23 protein-coding genes are annotated in these 23,271 nt (G+C 70.4%); 7 read left to right on the top strand and 16 right to left on the bottom strand.

Features of this window, described 5'->3' with window-relative positions:
* Window positions 1-9 precede the first annotated feature (9 nt).
* On the bottom strand, window positions 10-1,716 hold the full coding sequence (locus PH203_RS22210) for a glycerol-3-phosphate dehydrogenase/oxidase (protein ID WP_289922107.1): 1,707 nt from the start codon (window positions 1,714-1,716) through the stop codon (window positions 10-12).
* A gap of 253 nt (window positions 1,717-1,969) precedes the next feature.
* Between PH203_RS22210 and PH203_RS22215 the strand changes: the two genes are divergently transcribed.
* Window positions 1,970-3,181 (top strand): nucleotide sugar dehydrogenase, encoded by a 1,212-nt coding sequence (locus PH203_RS22215; RefSeq protein ID WP_289922108.1) that lies wholly within the window; start codon window positions 1,970-1,972, stop codon window positions 3,179-3,181.
* Between the two features lie 135 nt (window positions 3,182-3,316).
* Complete coding sequence (locus tag PH203_RS22220) at window positions 3,317-3,823, top strand: hypothetical protein (RefSeq protein WP_289922109.1); 507 nt, start codon at window positions 3,317-3,319, stop codon at window positions 3,821-3,823.
* A 195-nt stretch (window positions 3,824-4,018) separates the two neighbouring features.
* Here the strand turns inward: PH203_RS22220 and PH203_RS22225 are convergent, their stop codons facing one another.
* From PH203_RS22225 to PH203_RS22240, 4 genes are all read right to left on the bottom strand, one after another.
* Entirely contained in the window at window positions 4,019-5,143 is a 1,125-nt protein-coding gene (locus tag PH203_RS22225; RefSeq protein ID WP_289922110.1) for a GuaB3 family IMP dehydrogenase-related protein, read from the bottom strand.
* A 118-nt stretch (window positions 5,144-5,261) separates the two neighbouring features.
* Complete coding sequence (gene guaB, locus PH203_RS22230) at window positions 5,262-6,764, bottom strand: IMP dehydrogenase (protein ID WP_289922111.1); 1,503 nt, start codon at window positions 6,762-6,764, stop codon at window positions 5,262-5,264.
* A gap of 187 nt (window positions 6,765-6,951) precedes the next feature.
* On the bottom strand, window positions 6,952-7,527 hold the full coding sequence (locus PH203_RS22235) for a sigma-70 family RNA polymerase sigma factor (RefSeq protein WP_059192858.1): 576 nt from the start codon (window positions 7,525-7,527) through the stop codon (window positions 6,952-6,954).
* 276 nt (window positions 7,528-7,803) lie between these two features.
* Window positions 7,804-8,415 carry a response regulator transcription factor gene (locus tag PH203_RS22240; RefSeq protein ID WP_003948568.1) on the bottom strand — a complete coding sequence of 204 codons (612 nt, stop codon included), beginning with the start codon at window positions 8,413-8,415 and terminating at the stop codon, window positions 7,804-7,806.
* A gap of 383 nt (window positions 8,416-8,798) precedes the next feature.
* Between PH203_RS22240 and PH203_RS22245 the strand changes: the two genes are divergently transcribed.
* On the top strand, window positions 8,799-9,128 hold the full coding sequence (locus PH203_RS22245) for a WhiB family transcriptional regulator (protein ID WP_289922112.1): 330 nt from the start codon (window positions 8,799-8,801) through the stop codon (window positions 9,126-9,128).
* A 44-nt stretch (window positions 9,129-9,172) separates the two neighbouring features.
* Here PH203_RS22245 and PH203_RS22250 read toward each other — a convergent pair whose 3' ends face one another.
* Window positions 9,173-10,075, bottom strand: coding sequence for a LysR family transcriptional regulator (locus PH203_RS22250; RefSeq protein ID WP_289922113.1), 903 nt, complete (start codon window positions 10,073-10,075; stop codon window positions 9,173-9,175).
* An 80-nt stretch (window positions 10,076-10,155) separates the two neighbouring features.
* On the opposite strand from PH203_RS22250, the gene PH203_RS22255 reads away from it, so the two are divergent.
* From PH203_RS22255 to PH203_RS22265, 3 genes are all read left to right on the top strand, one after another.
* The gene (locus tag PH203_RS22255) at window positions 10,156-10,842 is read left to right on the top strand and encodes an MOSC domain-containing protein (protein ID WP_289922114.1); all 687 of its coding nucleotides are present in this window, start codon (window positions 10,156-10,158) and stop codon (window positions 10,840-10,842) included.
* Between the two features lie 42 nt (window positions 10,843-10,884).
* Entirely contained in the window at window positions 10,885-11,658 is a 774-nt protein-coding gene (locus tag PH203_RS22260) for an SDR family oxidoreductase (protein ID WP_289922115.1), read from the top strand.
* A 71-nt stretch (window positions 11,659-11,729) separates the two neighbouring features.
* Entirely contained in the window at window positions 11,730-12,437 is a 708-nt protein-coding gene (locus PH203_RS22265; RefSeq protein WP_289922116.1) for an ester cyclase, read from the top strand.
* Between the two features lie 64 nt (window positions 12,438-12,501).
* Here PH203_RS22265 and groL read toward each other — a convergent pair whose 3' ends face one another.
* The 4 genes from groL to PH203_RS22285 form a co-directional block, all read right to left on the bottom strand.
* Window positions 12,502-14,127, bottom strand: coding sequence for a chaperonin GroEL (groL, locus tag PH203_RS22270; protein ID WP_289922117.1), 1,626 nt, complete (start codon window positions 14,125-14,127; stop codon window positions 12,502-12,504).
* A gap of 132 nt (window positions 14,128-14,259) precedes the next feature.
* A complete protein-coding gene (gene groES / locus PH203_RS22275) occupies window positions 14,260-14,568 on the bottom strand; it encodes a co-chaperone GroES (RefSeq protein ID WP_031477499.1) in 309 nt (102 codons plus the stop codon).
* A gap of 268 nt (window positions 14,569-14,836) precedes the next feature.
* Window positions 14,837-15,526 carry a polysaccharide deacetylase family protein gene (locus PH203_RS22280; RefSeq protein WP_289922118.1) on the bottom strand — a complete coding sequence of 230 codons (690 nt, stop codon included), beginning with the start codon at window positions 15,524-15,526 and terminating at the stop codon, window positions 14,837-14,839.
* Window positions 15,523-16,443, bottom strand: a complete 921-nt coding sequence (locus PH203_RS22285; protein ID WP_289922119.1) for a polysaccharide deacetylase family protein — start codon at window positions 16,441-16,443, stop codon at window positions 15,523-15,525. The genes PH203_RS22280 and PH203_RS22285 overlap by 4 nt, the downstream gene beginning before the upstream one ends.
* Window positions 16,444-16,533: 90 nt before the next feature.
* On the opposite strand from PH203_RS22285, the gene PH203_RS22290 reads away from it, so the two are divergent.
* On the top strand, window positions 16,534-17,697 hold the full coding sequence (locus PH203_RS22290) for a methyltransferase domain-containing protein (protein WP_289922120.1): 1,164 nt from the start codon (window positions 16,534-16,536) through the stop codon (window positions 17,695-17,697).
* A gap of 6 nt (window positions 17,698-17,703) precedes the next feature.
* Here the strand turns inward: PH203_RS22290 and PH203_RS22295 are convergent, their stop codons facing one another.
* The 6 genes from PH203_RS22295 to PH203_RS22320 form a co-directional block, all read right to left on the bottom strand.
* Window positions 17,704-18,600 carry an RNA polymerase sigma-70 factor gene (locus PH203_RS22295; protein WP_289922121.1) on the bottom strand — a complete coding sequence of 299 codons (897 nt, stop codon included), beginning with the start codon at window positions 18,598-18,600 and terminating at the stop codon, window positions 17,704-17,706.
* Window positions 18,601-18,636: 36 nt separating this feature from the next.
* Window positions 18,637-19,845 carry an FAD-dependent oxidoreductase gene (locus PH203_RS22300; RefSeq protein ID WP_289922122.1) on the bottom strand — a complete coding sequence of 403 codons (1,209 nt, stop codon included), beginning with the start codon at window positions 19,843-19,845 and terminating at the stop codon, window positions 18,637-18,639.
* A 96-nt stretch (window positions 19,846-19,941) separates the two neighbouring features.
* Entirely contained in the window at window positions 19,942-21,225 is a 1,284-nt protein-coding gene (locus tag PH203_RS22305) for an RNA polymerase sigma factor (RefSeq protein ID WP_289922123.1), read from the bottom strand.
* A gap of 43 nt (window positions 21,226-21,268) precedes the next feature.
* The gene (locus tag PH203_RS22310) at window positions 21,269-21,625 is read right to left on the bottom strand and encodes a YciI family protein (RefSeq protein ID WP_289922124.1); all 357 of its coding nucleotides are present in this window, start codon (window positions 21,623-21,625) and stop codon (window positions 21,269-21,271) included.
* 115 nt (window positions 21,626-21,740) lie between these two features.
* Window positions 21,741-22,322: a Uma2 family endonuclease gene (locus tag PH203_RS22315; protein ID WP_289922125.1), complete on the bottom strand. Its 582-nt coding sequence runs from the start codon at window positions 22,320-22,322 to the stop codon at window positions 21,741-21,743.
* Window positions 22,323-22,381: 59 nt separating this feature from the next.
* Window positions 22,382-23,233: a hypothetical protein gene (locus tag PH203_RS22320; RefSeq protein WP_289922126.1), complete on the bottom strand. Its 852-nt coding sequence runs from the start codon at window positions 23,231-23,233 to the stop codon at window positions 22,382-22,384.
* Window positions 23,234-23,271 lie beyond the last annotated feature (38 nt).

The raw sequence follows: 23,271 nt of genomic DNA on the forward strand, positions 1-23,271 counted from the left end.
CCGGCCCCCCTACAACGGCACGATGTCCGGCGCCCCCAGCCGCGCCGCGTCCGCCGTCAGGTCGTCCGGCTGCCGCTGCGACTCCCGCTCCGCCTCCACCCGCTTCTCGTAGTGCTCGATCTCCCGCTCGATCTGGTCCTTGTCCCATCCGAGCACCGGCGCCATCAGTTCGGCCGCCTCCCGCGCGCTGCGCGTCCCCCGGTCGAAGGTCTCGATGGAGATGCGGGTCCGCCGGGTCAGCACGTCGTCCAGATGCCGCGCCCCTTCGTGCGAGGCCGCGTAGACGACCTCGGCGCGCAGATAGTCGTCGGCCGCCTGCAGGGGCTCGCCCAGCGTGGGATCCGCGGCGATCAGTTCGAGCACCTCCTCCGCCAACGAGCCGAATCGGTTCAGCAGATGCTCGACGCGCACCACGTGCAGCCCGGTCCGGGCCGCGATCCGCGCCCGCGCGTTCCACAGCGCCCGGTACCCCTCGGCGCCCAGCAGCGGCACGTCCTCGGTGACGCACTCGGCGACCCGCAGATCCAGCCCGTGCACCGCCTCGTCGACCGCGTCCTTGGCCATGACCCGGTACGTCGTGTACTTGCCGCCCGCCACGACCACGAGCCCCGGCACCGGATGCGCCACGGTGTGCTCGCGGGACAGCTTGCTGGTCGCGTCCGACTCGCCGGCGAGCAGCGGCCGCAGTCCCGCGTACACGCCCTCGACGTCGTCGCGCGTGAGCGGCACCGCGAGGACCGAGTTCACGTGCTCCAGCAGGTAGTCGATGTCCGCGCTGGAAGCCGCCGGGTGCGCCTTGTCGAGATCCCAGTCGGTGTCGGTCGTCCCGATGATCCAGTGCCGTCCCCACGGGATGACGAACAGCACGGACTTCTCGGTGCGCAGGATCAGTCCGGTCGTCGACTTGATCCGGTCCTTGGGCACGACCAGATGGATGCCCTTGGAGGCGCGTACGTGGAACTGACCCCGCTCGCCCACCATGGCCTGGGTGTCGTCGGTCCACACACCGGTCGCGTTGACGATCTGCTTGGCGCGGATCTCGTACTCCCCGCCGGCCTCGACGTCCTGCACCCGGGCCCCGACCACCCGTTCGCCCTCGCGCAGGAACCCGGTCACCCGGGCCCGGTTGGCGACCTGCGCCCCGTACGCCGCCGCGGTCCGCACGAGCGTGGCGACGAAGCGGGCGTCGTCCATCTGGGCGTCGTAGTACTGAAGGGCACCCACCAGCGCGTCCTTCTTCAAGGCGGGCGCGATGCGCAGTGCGTGACGGCGGGTCAGATGGCGGTGCATCGGCAGGCCGCGCCCGCGTCCGCGCGCCATCGACATGGTGTCGTAGAGCGCGACGCCCGATCCGGCGTAGAGCCGCTCCCAGCCCTTGTGCTGGAGCGGATACAGGAAGGGCACCGGCTTCACGAGGTGCGGGGCGAGCCGTTCCAGCAGCAGTCCGCGCTCCTTCAGCGCCTCCCGCACGAGGGCGAAGTCGAGCATCTCCAGATAGCGCAGCCCGCCGTGGATGAGCTTGCTGGACCTACTGGAGGTGCCTGACGCCCAGTCACGTGCGTCGACCAGGCCGACGGACAGCCCGCGTGTCACCGCGTCGAGGGCGGTCCCGGCACCGACCACGCCGGCGCCCACCACCAGTAGGTCCAGCTCGCGCTCGGCCATGGCGGCCAGTGCCTCGGCTCGCTGTGCCGGCCCCAGTGTCGCTGTCCTCACCGCTGCCTCCTGCTGTCGGTCGGAGTGGCCCGGTCCGTATCCCCCATGCCCAAATTCTGACCGGCTTGCCCAAGTTCAGCCACCAGTCGCCCCACCCTGTGGACAACTTTCACGGAGGCCCCGGCGGAGACACACGGAATCAATCTCGTATTCCGGTCAGATTTACTCCTAGTCTGACATTGCGCTCGCTCGTCCAGTCCACAGGGCTTGCGCACCTGTCCCGCTTCGGTTATTGGGAAGGACGGCCCACGCCATGCCCGCAGATCTCGCCGTCATCGGACTCGGCCCCTACGGACTCCCCCTGGCCCAGGCCGCCGTCGCCGCCGGCATCCCCACGCTCGGTTATCGCACCGGCCCCGAGCCGGGCTCCCTCAGCCCCGCCGAACTGCGCCGGATGCTCTCGGGGGGCTTCCGGCCGGCCACCTCGCCCGCGGAACTGGGCCGCGTGCGCACCGCGGTCATCTGCGCGCCCACCCCGCGCGCGGCGGACGGCGGCCTCGACCTCACCCAGGTGGAGTCCGCGGCCCGCACTCTCGCCGCCGAACTGCGCCCTCACACCACGGTCATCCTGGAGTCCCCGGTCCCGCCGGGCACCACGGAGAAGCTCCTGCGCCCCCTCCTCGAAGAGGGCTCCCGCCTCCGCGCGGGCCGCGACTTCCACCTCGCCTACTCCCCCAGCCGCGTCGACCCCGGCAACCGCGACTTCACCCCCGCCAACACCCCGAAGGTCATCGGCGGCCTGACCCCCGCCTGCACGGAATCGGCCGCGGCCTTCTACTCCCGCCTCACCGACAAGGTGGTACGCGCGCGTGGACTGCGCGAGGCGGAGACGGTCCAGCTCCTGGAGTCCAACTTCCGCCACGTCAACATCGCCCTCGTCAACGAGATGGCCGTCCTCTGCCACGACCTCGGCGTCGACCTCTGGGACGTCATCCGCTGCGCGGAGACCAAGCCCTTCGGCTTCCACTCCTTCCGCCCCGGCCCCGGCGTGGGCGGCCACGCGGCCCCCCAGGACCTGACCGCCGCCCCGGTCGGCCGCAGCCTGCGCTTGGTGGAACTCGCCCAGCAGGTCAACAGCCACATGCCGCGGTACGTCGTCCAGCGCGCGGCCACCCTCCTCAACGAGCACGGCAAGTCGGCGAGAGGCGCCCGCGTCCTCCTCCTGGGCATCACCTACAAGCCCGACCTCGCCGACCAACAGGCCACCCCCGCCCATGAGATCGCCGTCCGTCTGATGGAACTCGGCGCCTCGGTCAGCTACCACGATCCGTACATCCCCTCCTGGAACGTCCTGGACCGCCCGGTCCCGCGCGCGGACTCCCTCTACGAGGCCGCCGCCGACGCCGACCTGACGATCCTGCTCCAGCAGCACCGGACGTACGACCTCCAGGGCCTGTCGGTGAAGGCGCAGCTGTTGCTGGACACGCGGGGGGCGACGCCGACGGGGGCGGCCCACCGTCTCTGACGGCGAAATTGGCTGGTGGACGCGGTCGGTACGGCTGCTACTGTTCGGCGACTCGCCTCCCCGGCGAGCCTCGTCGCACAGTCGTGCGCACACCTCACACCGCTCGTTCGCCAGTCCCATGGGGGGATCTCTGTCATGACCCAGCCAGCCCCGCCGCAGCAACCCGCCGACGGCAACCCGTTCGCCCAGCAGCCGGCCCCGGTACCGCAGGCCCCGGTACCGCCGGCCGCCCCGGCCCAGGGCAACGTCGCGCTGGGCGTGGTCGCCGGCGTCGTGGTCGCCCTGATCACCGCGGGCATCTACGGCTACATCCTCAAGGCCACCGAGCGCGAGATCGGCTACGCCGCGATCGGCGTCGGCCTCGCCATCGGCTTCGTCGCGGGCAAGGTCGGCGGTGCGAACCCGGTGCTGCCGATCGTGAGCGCCGCGCTGTCGCTCGCCGCGGTCTGCCTGGGCCAGCTCTTCGGCGTCGCGTTGATCATGGACGCCGGCGAGGACAGCGTCACCCTCACCACCGTGCTCACCGAGTACTCCGACCTGGTCGTCACCATCTGGAAGGAGTCGTTCGACGCGATGAGCTTCCTGTTCCTCGCGATCGGCGCCTTCGCCGCGTTCTCCGGCGCCAAGAAGGCCGTGGCCTGAGCCGTGCCCATGCGCGTACTGCTGCTCCTGACCGGTCCCGTCATCGCCGTATGGGGCGGTTTGCTCGCCTTCGACGTACGCGGTGCCGGGACCGCCAGGGCGGAGCACGCCCGGCTGGACCTCTGACCGGCTTCCCCCGGTACCCGAAAGGGCCCGCCCACCTCCCGGTAGACGGGCCCTTCCACGTCGTACGGTCTACCGCTGGTGCTGCGAGTCCGCGACCGTGACCTCGACGCGCTGGAACTCCTTGAGCTCGCTGTAGCCGGTGGTGGCCATGGCGCGGCGCAGGGCGCCGAAGAAGTTCATGGAGCCGTCCGGGGTGTGGGACGGGCCCGCGAGGACCTCCTCGATGGTGCCGACCGTGCCGAGGTCGACCTTCTTGCCGCGCGGAAGCTCCTCGTTCACCGCCTCCATGCCCCAGTGGTTGCCCTTGCCGGGCGCGTCGGTGGCACGGGCCAGCGGGGAGCCCATCATGACCGAGTCGGCGCCGCAGGCGATGGCCTTGGGAAGGTCGCCCGACCAGCCCACGCCGCCGTCCGCGATGACGTGCACGTACCGGCCGCCGGACTCGTCCATGTAGTCACGGCGGGCCGCCGCCACATCCGCGACCGCGGTCGCCATCGGCACCCGGATGCCCAGCACGTTCCGCGTGGTGTGCGCCGCGCCGCCGCCGAAGCCGACCAGGACGCCCGCCGCGCCGGTGCGCATGAGGTGCAGGGCCGCCGTGTACGTGGCGCAGCCGCCGACGATCACCGGGACGTCGAGCTCGTAGATGAACTGCTTCAGGTTCAGCGGCTCGTGCGAGCCGGAGACATGCTCGGCCGAGACCGTCGTACCGCGAATGACGAAGATGTCCACGCCCGCGTCGACGACGGCCTTGGAGAACTGCGCCGTGCGCTGCGGGGAGAGTGCGGCGGCGGTCACCACGCCCGCGTCCCGCACCTCCTTGATGCGCTGGCCGATCAGCTCTTCCTTGATGGGGGCGGCGTAGATCTCCTGGAGGCGCCGGGTCGCGGTCTCCGAGTCCAGGCCGACGATCTCGTCGAGCAGCGGCTGCGGGTCCTCGTACCGCGTCCACAGGCCTTCGAGGTTCAGTACGCCGAGGCCGCCGAGCTCGCCGATGCGGATCGCGGTGGCCGGGGAGACGACCGAGTCCATGGGGGCGGCCAGGAACGGCAGCTCGAAGCGGTAGGCGTCGATCTGCCAGGCGATCGAGACCTCCTTCGGGTCGCGCGTACGACGGCTCGGGACGACGGCGATGTCGTCGAAGGCGTACGCCCGGCGGCCGCGCTTGCCGCGCCCGATCTCGATCTCAGTCACGTGTGTGGCCTTTCCCTGATGCGTTGCAGCGCCTTCCAGTATCCCCGACGGGTACGACAAGGGCGGCCCCGGATACTCCCGGGGCCGCCCTCACGCGCGCGTGGTCTTCAGGAAGGACTCACTTGCGGCTGTAGTTCGGCGCCTCGACCGTCATCTGGATGTCGTGCGGGTGCGACTCCTTCAGACCCGCCGAGGTGATCCGCACGAAGCGGCCCTTGGACTCCATCTCGTCGATGGTGGCCGCGCCCACGTAGCCCATGGTCTGGCGCAGACCGCCGACGAGCTGGTGCAGGACGCTGGAGAGCGGGCCGCGGTAGGGCACCTGGCCCTCGATGCCCTCGGGCACGAGCTTGTCGTCGGAGCCGACCTCGGCCTGGAAGTAGCGGTCCTTCGAGTACGACTTCGCCTGGCCGCGCGACTGCATGGCACCCAGCGAACCCATGCCCCGGTACGACTTGAACTGCTTGCCGTTGATGAACTGCAGCTCGCCGGGCGACTCCTCGCAGCCCGCGAGCAGCGAGCCCAGCATCACGGTGTCGGCGCCCGCGGCGAGCGCCTTGCCGATGTCGCCGGAGTACTGCAGGCCGCCGTCGCCGATCAGCGGGATGCCGGCCGGGCGGGCGGCGAGGGAGGCCTCGTAGATCGCGGTGACCTGCGGGACGCCGATGCCGGCGACGACACGGGTCGTACAGATGGAGCCGGGGCCGACACCGACCTTGATGCCGTCGACACCGGCGTCGATGAGGGCCTGGGCGCCGTCGCGGGTGGCGACGTTGCCGCCGATCACGTCGACGGAGACGCTGGACTTGATCTTCGACATCCAGCTGAGCGCGTTGCTGTTGTGGCCGTGCGAGGTGTCGACGACCAGGAAGTCCACCCCGGCCTCGGCGAGCGCCTGGGCACGCTCCAGGGCCTCCGGGCTGGCGCCGACGGCGGCACCGACGAGCAGACGGCCCTCGCCGTCCTTGGCGGCGTTCGGGTACTTCTCCGCCTTGACGAAGTCCTTGACGGTGATGAGGCCCTTGAGGACGCCCGTGTCGTCGACCAGGGGAAGCTTCTCGATCTTGTGTCGGCGCAGCAGCTCCATGGCGTCGCCGCCGGAGATGCCGACCTTGCCGGTGACCAGCGGCATGGGGGTCATGACCTCGCGCACCTGGCGGCTGCGGTCCGACTCGAAGGCCATGTCACGGTTGGTGACGATGCCGAGGAGCTTGCCGGCCGGGTCGGTGACCGGGACGCCGCTGATGCGGAACTTGGCGCACAGCGCGTCTGCCTCGGCGAGCGTGGCCTCGGGGTTGACGGTGATGGGGTCGGTGACCATGCCGGACTCGGACCGCTTCACCAGGTCGACCTGGTTGACCTGGTCCTCGACAGAGAGGTTGCGGTGCAGCACGCCGACGCCGCCGAGGCGGGCCATCGCGATCGCCATGCGGGACTCGGTCACCTTGTCCATGGCGGCGGACAGCAGGGGGATGTTGACCCGGACGTTGCGGGAGATGCGGGACGAGGTGTCGACCGCGTTGGGGAGCACCTCGGACGCTCCCGGCAGCAGCAGCACGTCGTCGTAGGTCAGCCCGAGTGTCGCGAATTTGCCAGGCACTCCGTCGACGTTTGCAGTCATGACACCTTCCCCAATGGCCTTGATCGGTGCGGATGTCCATGCTAACGGGAAGGAAGGGTCCCGAATTCCACGGTTCCGTCCGGCTACCGGCTTCGTATGTTCGTACGGAAAACGGGGGCGGCCTGTTCAACAAAGGCACAACGCCAGGACAACCCCAGGGGACAGCGGCAGGAACCAGCAGCGGGGACTACTGCTCGGCGAGCGCCCGTAGCCGGCTCAGTGCCCGGTGCTGGGCCACCCGGACCGCGCCCGGTGACATTCCCAACATCTGTCCGGTCTCCTCGGCCGTCAGCCCGACCGCGATCCGCAGCAGCAACAGCTCCCGCTGGTTCTCGGGAAGGTTGGCGAGCAGCTTCTTGGCCCATTCGGCGTCACTGCTGAGCAGCGCCCGCTCCTCGGGGCCGAGCGAGTCGTCCGGTCGCTCGGGCATCTCGTCGGACGGCACGGCCGTGGACCCGGGGCCCCGCATGGCCGCGCGCTGCAGGTCGGCGACCTTGTGCGCGGCGATGGCGAAGACGAATGCCTCGAAGGGGCGGCCGGTGTCCCGATAGCGCGGCAGCGCAAGCAGTACCGCGACGCAGACCTCCTGCGCCAGATCCTCCACGAAGTGACGCGCGTCGCCGGGGAGCCGGGACAGCCGGGTGCGGCAATAGCGCAGCGCCAGTGGGTGGACATGGGCGAGCAGGTCGTGTGTCGCCTGCTCATCCCCGTCGACGGCGCGGTGGACAAGCCCACCGATCACCGTCGTCTCGTCCTCGCGCATCGGTCCATGGTGCCTTGCGGCCGATTCATCCGTGGCACCGCGTCCGATGTTGTGCACCGAAGCGTTATGAGCAGGTGCGCCGGAACTCATCCCCTGCGCCCTCCCCTTCCGCTCGACCGACTCGTCCCCGAGAGACTCCACACCTCAAGGATGCGGCATCGCCGCCGAAACAAGCACCGGGCACGATGACCCGCGCCCCAAAGGGGCGCGGGGCGAGACATTGTGCGGCTCCGCCGCGTGGGCGCGACCAGCCACGACGCGCCCGCAGCCGAGTTCTCAGCGAACCAGACCCCACCGGAACCCGAGAGCGACGGCATGCGCCCGGTCGGACGCACCCAGCTTCTTGAACAACCGACGGGCGTGCGTCTTGACCGTGTCCTCGGACAGGAACAGCTCCCGCCCGATCTCCGCGTTGGACCGCCCGTGGCTCATACCTTCGAGCACCTGGATCTCCCGCGCGGTGAGCGTCGGCGCCGCCCCCATCTCAGCTGACCGCAGCCGACGAGGAGCAAGCCGCCACGTCGGGTCGGCCAGCGCCTGAGTCACGGTGGCCCTCAACTCGGCCCGCGAGGCGTCCTTGTGAAGGTAGCCACGCGCCCCGGCGGCAACGGCCAGCGCCACCCCGTCGAGGTCCTCGGCCACGGTCAGCATGATGATCCGCGCACCCGGGTCGGCCGACAGCAGCCGCCGCACGGTCTCGACGCCGCCCAGCCCGGGCATGCGTACGTCCATCAGAATCAGGTCCGAACGATCGGCACCCCAGCGGCGGAGGACTTCCTCGCCGTTGGCCGCGGTCGTCACGCGCTCGACGCCGGGCACGGTCGCGACCGCGCGGCGGAGCGCCTCTCGGGCAAGCGGGGAGTCGTCGCAGACGAGGACGGATGTCATGGCCGCCCTCCGCAGCTGATGCACGTCACCTTGAGCCTCCAGGCTGGTACGAAATCGTCACCTGTGCGGTCGACCGTCTCGGACGCCTGCCCGAGCGCTTAGTTGTTTCAACCGCCTCCGCACTCTCAACGACGGTCACTCGAAAGAGTTACGGGGCCGTGTGCCATCTTCGGCACTCTACGTGAGGGTGCGGACACGGTGCAGACATGCACGACGGACCCACAACGTTTCATCACAACCAGTGCCCCGTTTAGCCCCTTTTCTTCCCTTTTCCTGGTGTCTGAGGCTAGATTCGCAATGAGTCATATTTTCATCTCCTTAGATCGCAGATGTACGGTCGTAGCCACCGAATCCGCCACAGAACGGCAACAAGGGGTCACGCAATGGCAGATTTCTCCCGCCTTCCCGGACCGAACGCGGACCTGTGGGACTGGCAGCTTCTGGCTGCCTGTCGCGGGGTGGACAGCTCGCTCTTCTTTCATCCGGAGGGCGAGCGAGGAGCGGCCCGGAGCGCTCGCGAGAACTCGGCCAAGGAGGTCTGCATGAGATGCCCGGTGCGCGCGCAGTGCGCGGCGCACGCGCTGGCGGTGAGAGAGCCGTACGGCGTGTGGGGCGGGCTGACCGAGGACGAGCGCGAGGAACTCATGGGGCGGGCCCGCAACCGGCTGATGACGGCGTCATCCGTCGGCGGGCACGCGGTATCGAACAACTGAAGGAACGTTTCTTCAAGTAAGGGCACGCGCACGCGTGCCCTTACTCACTTCCGCCCCGCCGCGACGGCGAGCTGGTCCAGCGTCGCCGCCACCGCCGGCACCTGGGCCAGATCCGGCAGCGTCAGCGCCACGATCTCCCGCCGCACCGCCGGTTCCAGCGTGACCGTGCGCGCACCCCGTGGCCGTACGGACTCGATCGCGAGCTGGGGCAGGACGGCGACCCCCAGGCCCGCGCCCACCAGTCCCACCACCGCCGGGTAGTCGTCGGTCGCGAAGTCGATGCGGGGAGTGAAGCCCGCGCCCTCGCACACCTCGACCAACTGCCCACGGCAGCGCGGGCAGCCGGCGATCCAGGGCTCGCGCGCGAGTTCGCCGATGGCGACGGACTCGGCGCGCGCGAGCCGGTGCCGGTCCGGCACGAGGGCCACGAGGCGGTCCCGCAGCAGGGGGCGTACGACGAGGTCGTCCCACTCGTCGCCGCCGCCCGCCGCTCCTTCGTACCGGAAGGCGAGGGCGACATCGCAGTCCCCTTCCCGCAGCATGCCGACGGACTGCGGGGGTTCGGCCTCCTCCAGGGAGACACGGGTGCCCGGGTGGGCGGCGCGCAGCGCGGCGAGCGCGGTCGGTACGAGGGTGGAGCTGCCGCTGGGGAAGGAGACGAGGCGGACGCGGCCGGCGCGCAGGCCCGCGATGGCGGCGACCTCCTCCTCCGCCGCCGTCAGTCCGGCGAGGATCCCGGCCGCGTGCCGCACCAGTGCCTCGCCCGCCTGGGTCAGGCGCATCTCACGGCCGCTGCGGATGAGCAGCGGGGTGCCGACGGAGGTCTCCAGGGCCTTCATCTGCTGGCTCACCGCGGGCTGGGTGCAGCCCAGTTCGCGGCCGGCGGCGGAGAAGGAGCCGGTGGTGGCGACGGCGCGCAGGACGCGGAGGTGGCGGGCTTCGATCACGGGTCGAGGATAAGCCGACCTTTGATACGGCGCCCAATAATGCGTGGCGCCTTTGATGACGGCCCCTTACCGTGCCGTACATGAAGCTTCTCTCCGTGAACCTGGGCCGGGCGAAGGCCGTGTCGTACACCGACAACCCGGAAGGACTGACCGGGATCGACAAGCAGCCGGTGGCGGGGCCGGTGCGGGTCGCGGCGCCCGGGCCGAAGGGGATCGGCGGGAGCGGCCTCGCCGGCGACGACGTGTGCAAGCGGCAGCATCACGGCGGCGACGATCAGGCGGTCTACGCCGTGGCCCGCGAGGACCTGGACGTCTGGGAGCGCGAGCTGGGGCGGACGCTGACCAACGGCGCGTTCGGCGAGAACATCACCACGCTCGGTCTGGACGTCTCCGGGGCGCTGATCGGCGAGCGCTGGCGGATCGGGCCCGAGGTGGTGCTGGAGGTCACCAGCGCACGGATTCCGTGCGGCACCTTCCAGGGCCATATGGGCGAGCAGCGGTGGGTGAAGCGGTTCACGGCGCAGGGCGCGCCGGGGGCGTATCTGCGGGTGATCCAGCCGGGTGAGATCCGTTCCGGCGACCCGATCGAGCTCGTGCACCGGCCCGACCACGACGTGACGGTCGCGCTGGCGTTCCGCGCGACGACCACCGAACGGGCCCTGATGCCGAGGATGTTGGCGGCGGGTGAGGCGCTGCATCCGGAGGTGCGCCAGTGGGCGCGGGAGTACCTGGAGAAGTACGGTGAGCCCGGCGGCGAAGAGGCCTGACGGCAAGCGGACGCACTCGGTCCAGGTCATTAACCTTGCGCCATGACAACGGCATTGATTACGGGATCGACCGCGGGCATCGGTGCCGCGTTCGCGCGGCGCCTAGCGGCCGACGGGCACAACCTTGTGCTCGTCGCCCGCGACACCAAGCGGCTGCGCGAGCAGGCGACCGAGCTGCACGACCGGCACGGCGTGGAGGTGGAGGTGCTCACCGCCGACCTCGCCACGGACAAGGGCATCGAGTCGGTGGCCGCACGGCTCTCCGACCGCAGGAACCCGGTCGACCTGCTGGTCAACAATGCGGGCTTCGGCAACAAAGGCCGCTATCTCGACGTGTCCATGGCCGACGAGCTGAAGATGCTCAAGGTGCACTGCGAGGCGGTGCTCCGGCTGACGTCGGCGGCGGCCGAGGGGATGCGGGAGCGGGGGCGCGGCGGGGTCGTGAACGTGGCGTCGGTGGCGGCGTTCGTGCCGCGCGGGACGTACGGGGCGTCGAAGGCCTGGGTCGTGCAGTTCACTCAGGGGGCGGCGAAGGATCTGGCGGGGAGCGGGGTGCGGCTGATGGCGCTGTGCCCGGGGTTCGTGCGGACCGAGTTCCATGAGCGGGCCGGGATGGGGACCGACAACATCCCGGGGTGGATGTGGCTGGACGCCGACAAGCTGGTGGCGGCGGCCCTGAACGACCTCGCGCGGGGCAAGGCGGTGTCGATTCCGGACCCGCGGTACAAGGCGCTGATGGGCGTGGTGAAGGTGGTGCCGCGGGGGCTGCTCGGCGGGATCAGCTCCCGGACGGGGCGGAAGTACGGGCCTCAGTAACCGCACCGGGATCGCACCCCGGTGGGAGAATGGTGCTGTTCAACCGGACCCAGGGGGCCGGAGGCGCCACCATGACCTTCGTACAGCTCATCGACTGCAGGACCAGCCGGTTCGACGAGATGAACCGGCTGATGGACACATGGGTCGAGCAGACCAAGGGGAAGCGGACGGCGACGCACACCACCATCGGGAAGGACCGGGGTGATGCGTCGCACTTCGTCGAGATCGTGGAGTTCCCGTCGTACGAGGAGGCGATGCGGAACTCGAACCTTCCGGAGACCGACAAGATCTTCCGGGAGATGGTCGCCCTGTGCGACGAGATGCCGACCTTCACCGATCTCGATGTGGTGCGGGACGAGCAGCTCTACGCCACCACCTGTCGGCGGTTCTTCGAGACGCTGGCGGCGCCGGGCGAACTGCCGCCGCTCAACGACCTGCTCATCGAGGACTACCACGATCACGATCCGTCCAACGACCAGGACGTCATCGGGCTGGACGCGGTGCGCGCCGAGGTCGGGATGTGGCGGGGGGCGTTCGACTTCGGATTCACCATCCATGAGCAGATCGCCCAGGGTGACCGGGTGTGCACCCGGTGGACGTGGAACGGCACGCACAACGGGGACTTCATGGGGATCCCGGCGAGCGGCAAGCGGGTCACCATGACCGGGACCACCATTCACCGCTGCGCCACGGACGGGAAGATCGCCGAGGGCTGGTGGCAGTACGACCGGCTCGGGCTGATGGCGCAGTTGGGTGCGCTGGACGATCTGGAGCAGTAAGGCGAAGGCCCGGCACCCGTGTCTGGCGGGTGCCGGGCCTTCTGCGAGCTACGAGCTAATCAGCTCAGTGGGAGTGGCCGTGGCCGTGACCGGCGGCGGCCGGCTCCTCCTCTTCCTTCTTCTCGACGACCAGGGTCTCGGTCGTCAGGAGGAGGGAGGCGATGGAGGCGGCGTTCTCCAGGGCGGAGCGGGTGACCTTGACCGGGTCGATGACGCCGGCCTTGACCAGGTCGCCGTACTCGCCGGTGGCGGCGTTGAAGCCCTGGCCCTTGTCGAGCTCGGCGACCTTGGAGGTGATGACGTAGCCCTCCAGGCCGGCGTTCTCGGCGATCCAGCGCAGCGGCTCGACGACGGCCTTGCGGACGACGGCGACACCGGTGGCCTCGTCGCCGGTCTTGCCCAGGCCGCCCTCCAGCACCTTCGCGGCGTGGACGAGCGCGGAGCCACCACCGGAGACGATGCCCTCCTCGACCGCGGCGCGGGTCGCGGAGATGGCGTCCTCCAGACGGTGCTTCTTCTCCTTCAGCTCCACCTCGGTGGCGGCGCCGACCTTGATCACGCACACGCCGCCGGCCAGCTTCGCGAGGCGCTCCTGGAGCTTCTCGCGGTCCCAGTCGGAGTCGGTGTTCTCGATCTCGGCCTTGATCTGGGCGACGCGGCCCACGACGTCGGCGGAGTCGCCGGCGCCGTCGACGATGGTCGTGTCGTCCTTGGTGATCGTGACGCGGCGGGCGGAGCCCAGCACGTCCAGACCGGCCTGGTCGAGCTTGAGGCCGACCTCCTCGGAGATGACCGTGGCGCCGGTGAGGACCGCCATGTCCTGCAGCATCGCCTTGCGGCGGTCACCGAAGCCGGGGGCCTTCACGGCGACGGCGTTGAAGGTGCCGCGGATCTTGTTGACGACCAGGGTCGACAGGGCCTCGCCCTCGACGTCCTCGGCGATGATCAGCAGCGGCTTGGAGGAACCGCCCTGGATGACCTTCTCGAGGAGGGGCAGCAGGTCCTGGATCGAGGAGATCTTGCCCTGGTTGATCAGGATGTACGGGTCGTCGAGGACGGCCTCCATACGCTCCTGGTCGGTGACGAAGTACGGGGACAGGTAGCCCTTGTCGAAGGCCATGCCCTCGGTGAAGTCCAGCTCCAGACCGAAGGTGTTGGACTCCTCGACGGTGATGACACCGTCCTTGCCGACCTTGTCCATCGCCTCGGCGATGAGCTCGCCGACCTGCTGGTCCTGGGCGGACAGCGCGGCGACGGCGGCGATGTCCGCCTTGTCGTCGATCGGGCGGGCGGTGGCCAGAAGGTCCTCCGACACGGCTGCTACGGCCGCGTCGATGCCCTTCTTCAGCAGCGCCGGGGAGGCACCCGCGGCGACGTTCTTCAGGCCCTCGCGGACCAGCGCCTGGGCGAGCACGGTGGCGGTGGTCGTACCGTCACCCGCGATGTCGTTGGTCTTGGTCGCCACCTCCTTCACCAGCTGCGCGCCGAGGTTCTCGTACGGGTCCTCGATCTCGACCTCGCGGGCGATCGTGACACCGTCGTTGGTGATGGTGGGGGCGCCGAACTTCTTGTCGATGACGACGTTGCGGCCCTTGGGGCCGATCGTCACCTTGACCGTGTCGGCAAGCTTGTTGACGCCGCGCTCGAGGGCGCGACGGGCGTCCTCGTCGAACTTCAGGATCTTCGCCATGGGAGCGGTTCAGCCCTCTCGGAAAACGTGGGTGAAACGAACTGCGCCCCTGACGCCCGGATTCATGAGGTCGCGGGGGCCCGGGGCGCAGCTCAAAGCAAAAAATGTGCTTCGCTGAGGAAGCGAAGCGAACTACTTCTCGATGACCGCGAGGACGTCGCGGGACGAGAGGACGAGGTACTCCTCGCCGTTGTACTTGACCTCGGTGCCGCCGTACTTGCTGTACAGCACGATGTCGCCGACCTTCACGTCGAGCGGCAGGCGCTCGCCGTTCTCGAAGCGACCCGGACCGACGGCGAGGATGACGCCCTCCTGGGGCTTCTCCTTCGCGGTGTCCGGAATGACCAGGCCAGAGGCCGTGGTCTGCTCGGCGTCGAGCGGCTGGACCACGATGCGGTCCTCGAGCGGCTTGATGGCAACCTTGGAGCTGGCGGTCGTCACGATCCGACCTCCCCCTTCGGAGATCTCACGGGGTTAACTGTCTGAGGTGGCGACCAGGTCGATCCGTCGTCGCGGGTGCCGGACCTGCCCGTCGCTGTTGGCACTCTCCAGGGGGGAGTGCCAGAGCCGAGACTATGACTGTGATTAGCACTCGGTCAAGCGGACTGCTAATCCGGCGCGAGAGCCGAGCGGATCGGGTGGGGTGCCGTGAGTGCCGCCGCGCCCGGCGTCGGCGTGCCCGTTCCCGGGACTCGGTCCTCCAGCCGCCCTAGACGTAGTCCTCCAGCCTGCCCACCCTCAGCCCCGCCCCCCGGATCTCCTCCAGCACCCGCTCCGTCCGCTCCACCAGCGGCAGGCCGGTCGGGTCCTGGGACGGTACGGAGACGATGTCGCCGGGACCCAGCCGCCGGGGGCCGTCGGTGTACGTCAGGGTGCCGTCGCTGTTCATCGCGGCCCGCCACAGGACCACCGCGGAGATCTGGCAGTGCGCCGCCGCCCGGAGGGTGGTGTCGTCGTACGTGCCGTGCGGCGGGCGGAAGAGGCGGGGCCGGACGCCGAAGCGGGCGTGGAGCTTCTCCTGCTGGCCGCAGATCTCGGTGCGCTGGCCGGCGTAGGGCAGGCCGCGGAGGGCGGTGTGGTCGAGGGTGTGGTTCTGGATGGAGGCGCCGACCGACTGGAGGCGCGCGAAGTGGCCGTAGCCGGGGCCGACCACGCTGTCCGTGAGAAACATGCTGACCGGGAGCCGCAGCTCACGGACCAGATCGATGAAGCGGGGGTCCTGTTCGGCGCCGTCGTCGTAGGTGAGGAAGACGACCTTGTCACCGGTGGGGACGCGGTGCACGACCGGGACCTGGACGGCTCCGGGGGCCCGCCGGGGCGGCCGGTCCGAGGGGCCTGCGGCCTGGGCGCAGCCGGTGAGGAGCACGGCGGCCAGTGCGGCCGCCAGCAGTGTCCTCACAAGTAGTCCTCCAGCCGCGCCACCGCGTACCCCTCGGCCGTGATCTTGTTCAGGAACCGGCGGATCATGTCAGGCATCGTGCCCTTCCAGTCCTCCCGGCCGCGGAAGTGACTCAGCACGATGTCACCCGGGTGGATGTCCCGGTCCCACTCGCGGTAGTCCCAGCGGTCGACGAAGACCTCCTCGTTCCACAGCGGCGCGTACTTCACCCCGCAGGCCTTCGCGGCGCGCAGGGTGTCCTTGTTGTAGTTGCCGAAGGGCGGGCGGAAGAGTGCCGGCCGCTTGCCGTAGCGCTTCTCGATGACGTCCTGCATGCCGCAGATCTCGTGCTTCTGGCGGGCGTAGGACAGGCCGGGGAGGTAGGGGTGGTGGAGCGTGTGGTTGTTGAGTACGACGCCCCTGTCCTGCATCCGCTTGAAGTAGCCGTAGTCCTCCTTGACCAGGTAGTCGCTGAGGAAGGCCGTGTACGGGATCTTCAGCTCGCTCATCATCCGCAGGAACGCCGGGTCCTTCTCGGCGCCGTCGTCGATGGTGAGGAAGACGATCTTCTGCTTGGTCGGGATCGTGGTGAAGACGGGCGGCAGGCCCAGCTCGGCATGGCCGTCCACCTCGAACCCCTTGCGGGTGGTGATCCTCGGCTTCTTCGCGGGCGGTGCCGGGGGCGTCAGCGGGACCTTGACCAGGCCCCAGCGCTTGGCGATCCTCGCCTGGGCGCGGAGCTTGGTGGCGTACGAGTCGAGGGCCCGGGCCGGGGGTGCCTTCAGGGGCTGCTGGCCGGGGGCGGGGCGGACCTCCTTCGCGCCGCCGCCCTGTGTACAGCCCGAGGCGATGGCGGCGACGGCGAGGACGGCGAGGCCGATCCGGAGGCGTACCCCTTGACCCGACCGGTTTTTGTCATTTTGTACTACTGATCCCATGGCGCCGGATCTTCGCAGGCCACCGCCCCGTTCCCGGCCCGACACCGCCGCCGGAAGCGCCACGTCCTCCGACTGGCCCACAATGAACCGGTGAACGACCTCGCCCCTCTCCTCACCCCCGAGGGCCGCGCCCTCCTCGACGAAGTGCGCGGCACCGCCCCCGCCGACGAGCTCGCCGTCGCCACCCGGCTGCGCCGCGAGCACCCCGCCGAGCTGGTGTCGGCGGCGCTCGGCCAGGCGCGGCTGCGGCAGCGGGCGGCGGTGAAGTTCGGCGCCGAGGACGCGGGCCGGATGTTCTTCACACCGAACGGGGTGGAGCAGTCGACGCGGGCGAGCGTGGCCGCCTATCGGGCCGAGCGCATGAAGGGGCTGGGCATCACCTCCGTCGCCGACCTGTGCTGCGGGATCGGCGGCGACGCGATCGCGCTGGCACGGGCCGGCATCAGGGTCCTCGCCGTGGACCGTGACCCGCTGACGGCAAAGACGGCCCGGGCGAACACGGAGGCGCTGGGCCTGTCCGACCTCATCGACGTCAGAGAGGCGGACGTCACGGAGGTCGACACCGCCGGTTACGACGCCGTGTTCGTGGACCCCGCCCGGCGCTCCGCCAAGCGCGGCCGGATCTTCGACCCGGAGGCCTACTCCCCGCCCCTGTCCTGGGCGATCGAAACGGCCCTCAGGGCCCCGCACGCCGCCCTGAAGATCGCCCCCGGCATCCCGCACGAGGCGGTGCCCGCCGAGGCCGAGGCCGAGTGGATCTCCGACGGCGGGGACGTGAAGGAGGCGGTGCTGTGGTTCGGGACGGCACCGGGCGCCGTCCGGGCGACCCTGCTGCCGGGCCCCCGCACCCTCCTCGGGCGGGGTCTGCCGGATCCCGAGGTCCGGCCCGTGGGACGGTACTTGTACGAGCCCGACGGCGCCGTCATCCGCGCCCATCTGGTCGCCGAGGTGGCCGAGGAGCTGGAGGGCGGCCTCGTCGACCCGACCATCGCCTACATCACCGCCGACGAACGGCACCTCACCCCGTACGCCACCGCCTACGAGATCACCGACCGACTCCCCTTCAACGTGAAGAAGTTGAAGGCGCTGCTGCGGGAGCGGGAGGTGGGGATCCTCACCGTGAAGAAGCGGGGGTCGGCGGTGGAGCCGGAGGAGTTGCGCAAGAAGGTGAAGCCGCAGGGGCCCAACTCGGCGACGGTGTTCCTGACCCGGGTGGCGGGGGCGCCGACGATGCTGATCGGCGCCCCCGCGTGACAGGACTCAGCGGAGGGTGAGGCGGGTCTCGGAGTCGACGCGGGTCAGTTTCTCCGGGTTGCGGACGTAGTAGAGGCCGCTGATGTGGCCGTCCTCGACGCGGAACGCCACGACGCCGTCGAACTCGCCGCCCAGGCTGAGGGCGAGGGCCGGGTTGCCGTTGACCACGGTGGGCGCGGCGGTGAGCGTGGCGCCGTTCTTGGCCATGGCGCCGAGGATGAAGCGGGCCACCTTGGAGGCGCCGGTGATGGGGCGCGGGGCGGCGACCTTGATGCCGCCGCCGTCGTTCAGCATGACGACCTCGGGGGCGAGTACGTCGAGGAGGCCCTGCAGGTCCCCGGTCTCCAGGGCGTGCTGGAAGGACTCCAGGGCCGCCCGGGTCGCCTTCACGGAGGCCGACTGGCGGGGGCGGCGGGCGTCGACGTGCTTGCGGGCGCGGTGGGCGATCTGGCGGACGGCGGCGGGGGTCTTGTCGACGGCGGCGGCGATCTCGTCGTAGTCGATGTCGAAGACCTCGCGCAGCACGAAGACCGCGCGCTCGGTCGGTGACAGTGTCTCCAGGACGAGCATCAGCGCCATCGACAGGCTCTCGGAGAGCTCGGCGTCCTCGGCCACGTCCGGGGCGGTGAGCATCGGTTCGGGGAGCCAGGGGCCGACGTACGACTCCTTGCGGCGGGTCATCGTGCGCAGCCGGTTCAGGGCCTGGCGGGTGGTGATGCGGACCAGGTAGGCGCGGTGGTCCCGGACCTGTGCCAGGTCGACGGCGGCCCATCTGAGCCAGGTCTCCTGGAGGACGTCCTCGGCGTCAGCCGCCGAGCCGAGCATCTCGTAGGCGACGGTGAAGAGCAGGTTGCGGTGGGCGACGAAGCTCTCGGTCGCCGGGTCGGTGCCGTGCTCGCTCATGTCTGCGGTTCCCCCTCGTTCCTTCGCGGCCTTCGGCTAGGCCGCCTGTTCGGCGGTGGCCGGCGTCCGGGCGCCCTCGGCTTCCTTGGCCCGCAGCAGCTCCTGGCGCCCCGGGTCCTTGGCCCACCAGGTGTGCCTGCCGGGCTTGCGGGCCTCGTAGCCCAGCTGCCAGACGGTGCTCCAGCAGATGATCTCCTTGACCTTCGCACCCGGACGGCCGCCGATGTGCTGCTTCTTGGCGATGTCGTCCTTGGTGGCGACCTGGAAGATGCCGTAGCGGCGGCCCAGGCTGATGCAGGTACCGGCGAACCCGACGCTCACCGGCGCCGGCCGGGTCCCGGCGAGCCGGGCAAGTACGGTCTCGGCGGCCTGCGGGCCCAGCTGGACCGCCGACTGGCAGCCCATCCGGAACGGCAGGTCCGAGGGCGCCGCCGAGTCGCCGGCCGCGAGGATGCGCTCGTCGTCGATGCTGGTGAGCGTCTCGTCGGTGCGGAGCCGGCCCAGGGCGTCGGTGCTCAGCCCGCTGCGCAGGGCCAGGTCCGGCACGCCGAACCCGGCGGTCCAGATGGTCACCTCGCTCGGCAGCTCACGCCCGTCCGCGAGCCGGACGGCGTCACGGGTCACCGCGGCGACCTTGGTGCCGCGGCCGTCGAGCACGGTCACCCCGAGCGCGGCCAGCCGCCCCGCGACCGAGGCCCGGCCGCGCGGGTGCAGGGTGGGACCGAGGTCCCCGCCGCAGACGAGGGTCACCTTCCGCCCCTGCTCGGCCAGTTCGGCGGCGGTCTCGATACCGCTCGGGCCGCCTCCGACGATCGTCACCGGCGCGGTGGCGGGCGCGGCGTCGAGGACCGGGCGCAGCCGCTCGGCCTCCTCGACGCTGGCGATCGGGTAGGCGAACTCGGCCGCGCCGGGCACGGTCGGGTCGGCGCTGCCGCTGCCCACGGCGTACACGAGGTAGTCGTAGCGGAGGGTGCCGCCGACGCCCAGCTGTACGGCCCGTCCGGCCGCGTCGATCCGGGTCACGGTGTCGACGACCAGCTCGACGCCCTTGGCCAGGACCTTGCCGTAGTCCACGGCCGCGTCGCGGGTGCCGGCGATCTGCTGGTGCAGCCGGATCCGCTCGACGAAGACGGGGCGGGGGTTGACCAGGGTGACGGTGACGTCGGCGCGCGCGGTCAGCCGGTTGGCGGCCATGACTCCGGCGTATCCGCCGCCGATCACGATGACTTCGGTGTTCCGGTTCATGGCGTCTCCTCGGTCGTTTCCGTCGTTTCCGTCGTTCTTGGGGGTTCGGCCACAAGACACCGGGGGCGTGACGACCGTGACAGGATGTGACCCAGATCACTCCACAGGGGGTTCGGGGAGTTCACGGAGCTTCGCCGCCAGCAGCTCCCGCTCCCGCCCGTTCCGCGCCAGCCCCGCCGCCCGCTCGAACTCCGCCCGCGCCTCCGCCGTACGCCCGAGGCGGGCCAGCAGGTCGGCGCGGACGCTGGGGAGGAAGTGGTAGTCGCGCAGGGCGGGCTCCGCGGCGAGCGTGTCGACGATGGCCAGGGCAGCCGCCGGGCCCTCCGCCATCGACACGGCGACCGCGCGGTTCAGCTCGACGACGGGTGAAGGAGCCCGGAGGGCGAGGAGACCGTACAGCGTCGCGATGGTGGGCCAGTCGGTCTCCTCGTACGTGTACGCGTGGGCGTGGCAGGCGGCGATGGCGGCCTGGAGGGCGTACGGGCCGGGGGCGCCCGTGCGGGTGGCGTCGGCGCGGGCGAGGGCCTTGATGCCGCGGGCGATGAGCATGCGGTTCCAGCGGCGGCGGTTCTGGTCCTTGAGGAGGACGGGGGCGCCGTCGGGGCCGGTGCGGGCGGCGGTGCGGGAGGCCTGGAACTCCAGGAGCGAGGCCAGGGCATGCACCTCCGGTTCCTTCGGCATCAGGCCGGACAGGACACGGGCCAGCCGGAGGGCGTCCTCGCACAGGCTCGGGCGGAGCCAGTCGTCGCCGGTGGTGGCGGCGTAACCCTCGTTGAAGATCAGGTAGATGACGTCGAGCACGTCGCCGAGGCGGGCCTCGCGTTCGGGGCCGTAGGGGACTTCGAAGGCGACGTTCTTGGTGGCGAGGGTTCGTTTCGCACGGACGATGCGCTGGGCGATCGTCGGCTCCGGGACGAGGAACGCGCGGGCGATCTCGGGGGTGGTGAGACCGCCGAGGAGGCGCAGGGTGAGGGCGATACGGGCCTCCGGGCCGAGCACCGGGTGGCATGCGGTGAAGACCAGGCGGAGCAGGTCGTCGTCGATGTCGTCCGGGTCGGTGGGTTCGGCTGGCGGGGCGGTCGTCGTCTCCAGGTCGCGGCCGATCTCCTGGAGCTTGCGGGCGTAGTTCTCCCGACGGCGCACCAGGTCGACGGCGCGGCGCCGGGCGGTCGTCATGAGCCAGGCGCCCGGGTTGTCGGGGACACCATCCCGAGGCCACTGCTCCAGGGCGGCCACGAGGGCGTCCTGGGCGAGCTCCTCGGCGATGCCGACGTCACGGACGATGCGGGTGACGGCGGCGATGACTCGGGGGGACTCGATACGGAAGACGGTTTCGATGGCGGGGCGGACGTCGGTGTCGCCGGGGGACCGTGGGCTCACAGTCCCCCATGCAACACCCGCGAGCGCCGCCCGCCAAGGAGACTCAGCCTTCCGCGATCTCCCGCACCTCGCAGGTGACCGTCCAGTGCTCCTCATGCACCTTCAGGAACCGCTTGGTCCACTCCAGGGCCTCAGCCATGTCCTTGCACTGCATGATCGCGTACCCGCCGACGACCTCCTTGGCCTCGGTGAAGGGCCCGTCGGTGACGGAGATCTTGCCGCCCTCCCAGTGCACTCGGACACCCTGTGCGGAGGGGATCAGACCGGCGGTGTCGAGCATGACGCCGGCCTTGGTGACCTCCTCGATCAGCTCCCCCATGCGCTGCATCAGCTCGGGGCTGGGGCCTTCGGCGGGGGCGGTGGACTCGTCGATCTGCACGAGGGAGAGGTAGCGGGGCATCGGTGGCTCCTAGGGTCGGGGGCCGGTTCCTTTCCGGCCTCTCGACCATGCGTCGATCGGGGACACCGGGGATCGACACACGCGCCGAAATTCATCGAAGATCTTTTACAGGCGGTCAGTCGGCGAACTCCTTGAGCTCCTCGGTGTCCAGGGTGAAGCCGACCGGGTCAGGCAAGTCGATCGCGGCGCCGAAGGCCCGGCTGGTGATCGAGCGGTACTCGCCCTTGTCCGGATCGGCGTACACGACGACGCTGGACGCGTCCCGGTCGATGAGCAGGTAGACGGGGATCCCGGCGGCCGCGTAGCCGAGCGGCTTGTCGATGCGGTCGCGCTGGTTCGTGTCCTGGTCGCGGGAGGTGACCTCGACGGCCATCAGGACACCGTCCGGCTCAGCCCACTCGCCCGCGCCGACGAAGTGTCTGCGAGGCGCCAGAGCACCGTCCGGCCTGGCCCTCCCCTTGCGGTACTCCTCGATCCTGAGCTCCCGCTCCGAATACAGCCACAGATCTGGCCGATGCTGCATGCACATCCGCTGAAGCCAGGCGATGATCTCGCTGTGGTTACCGTCCGGCACGGGCTTGACCACGACCTTTCCGTTGATGAACTCCAGCCGCACCAGCTCGTGCGCCTTGCGGGCGAGCTCCTCGAAGTCCTCGACGAGCATCTGGGGCTGATGGTCGGATGTCATGGGGGTCATGGCGTCGCCTCCTCCCCTCCATCCTGCCCCGATCACGGGCGGACCGTGCTGCAAGGTCGTCATGCGCCTGCTCCTTCCTGTGTACGACGTCCTGTGCGCAGAGCGGCACGCAGTTGCCCCGCATGGGCGTGCACCCGGTCCGCCGGGAGACCGGGCCGCCCACCCCGGCAGCCGTCGCACAGCCCGCCGCGCATACCGCCACCGCTCTCACCCGGCTCGCCGCACGCCGTGCACACGACCTCGTAGCGAACGGGCTGCACGGGCTCCGGCTCGGGCGGCAGCTTCTCCAGGAGCCGGGCGCGCACGAAGCCGAACGCGTACTCCACTCGCTTCGGAAGCCCCGACACCATCGCCTGCACCAGCTGCGCCTCACCCGCACCCCGCGCGAACCATTCCGCCGCGCTCTCCTCCAGCGCCCCGCACTCCCCCGCCGAGAGCGTCAGCCGCGCGTCGATCCGCCCGAGCCGGGCGAGCACGTTGAACGCCGCCGAACGCACCGCCTGGGGCGAGAGCTTGGTGACCGGTGCCTCACCGGCGAGGAAGGGGTCCCACCAGGCGTCGTCGCGGGCGGTACGGGAGAAGAACGTGTGCCAGACCCAGCGGGGACAGCCGTCGACGGTCACCGGTCGGCGTACGCGGCGCAGATGGCCAGCCGCGGAGAGGTTGTTGAGGGCGGTGCCGATGGCGCACTGGCCGTACGGGAGGTGCTTGGCCAGCGTCTTGATGGAGATGTCCGCCTCGTCGTCGAGCCGGTCGAGGTAGGCGGCGATCGATGCCTCGCGGGCGGGGAGGTGGGTGAAGTCCCGGCCCGTGCGGGGCTCTTGGTCGGGCGCGGACTTCTTTCCGTACCCCGGATTGGCCTTCGGGTGGGCGGACGGGGGCAGGGCAGCACTAAGCTGGGCGACAGCCATGGATCGAGTCTCTTTCGATCTGACGGTGAGACCCCCGC

Source organism: Streptomyces sp. S.PB5 (genome assembly GCF_030403745.1).
Classification (GTDB): Bacteria; Actinomycetota; Actinomycetes; order Streptomycetales; family Streptomycetaceae; genus Streptomyces.

Bases quoted from the DNA above. Each gene is read 5' to 3' on its own strand.
- PH203_RS22255 (WP_289922114.1), top strand. From the start codon at position 10,156: ATGAAGCTTCTCTCCGTGAACCTGGGCCGGGCGAAGGCCGTGTCGTAC.
- PH203_RS22300 (WP_289922122.1), bottom strand. From the start codon at position 19,845: ATGAACCGGAACACCGAAGTCATCGTGATCGGCGGCGGATACGCCGGA.
- PH203_RS22315 (WP_289922125.1), bottom strand. From the start codon at position 22,322: ATGACCCCCATGACATCCGACCATCAGCCCCAGATGCTCGTCGAGGAC.
- PH203_RS22215 (WP_289922108.1), top strand. From the start codon at position 1,970: ATGCCCGCAGATCTCGCCGTCATCGGACTCGGCCCCTACGGACTCCCC.
- PH203_RS22320 (WP_289922126.1), bottom strand. From the start codon at position 23,233: ATGGCTGTCGCCCAGCTTAGTGCTGCCCTGCCCCCGTCCGCCCACCCG.
- PH203_RS22285 (WP_289922119.1), bottom strand. From the start codon at position 16,443: ATGGGATCAGTAGTACAAAATGACAAAAACCGGTCGGGTCAAGGGGTA.
- PH203_RS22295 (WP_289922121.1), bottom strand. From the start codon at position 18,600: ATGAGCGAGCACGGCACCGACCCGGCGACCGAGAGCTTCGTCGCCCAC.
- PH203_RS22240 (WP_003948568.1), bottom strand. From the start codon at position 8,415: ATGACATCCGTCCTCGTCTGCGACGACTCCCCGCTTGCCCGAGAGGCG.
- PH203_RS22220 (WP_289922109.1), top strand. From the start codon at position 3,317: ATGACCCAGCCAGCCCCGCCGCAGCAACCCGCCGACGGCAACCCGTTC.
- PH203_RS22245 (WP_289922112.1), top strand. From the start codon at position 8,799: ATGGCAGATTTCTCCCGCCTTCCCGGACCGAACGCGGACCTGTGGGAC.
- guaB (WP_289922111.1), bottom strand. From the start codon at position 6,764: ATGACTGCAAACGTCGACGGAGTGCCTGGCAAATTCGCGACACTCGGG.
- PH203_RS22310 (WP_289922124.1), bottom strand. From the start codon at position 21,625: ATGCCCCGCTACCTCTCCCTCGTGCAGATCGACGAGTCCACCGCCCCC.
- groL (WP_289922117.1), bottom strand. From the start codon at position 14,127: ATGGCGAAGATCCTGAAGTTCGACGAGGACGCCCGTCGCGCCCTCGAG.
- PH203_RS22265 (WP_289922116.1), top strand. From the start codon at position 11,730: ATGACCTTCGTACAGCTCATCGACTGCAGGACCAGCCGGTTCGACGAG.
- PH203_RS22235 (WP_059192858.1), bottom strand. From the start codon at position 7,527: ATGCGCGAGGACGAGACGACGGTGATCGGTGGGCTTGTCCACCGCGCC.
- PH203_RS22260 (WP_289922115.1), top strand. From the start codon at position 10,885: ATGACAACGGCATTGATTACGGGATCGACCGCGGGCATCGGTGCCGCG.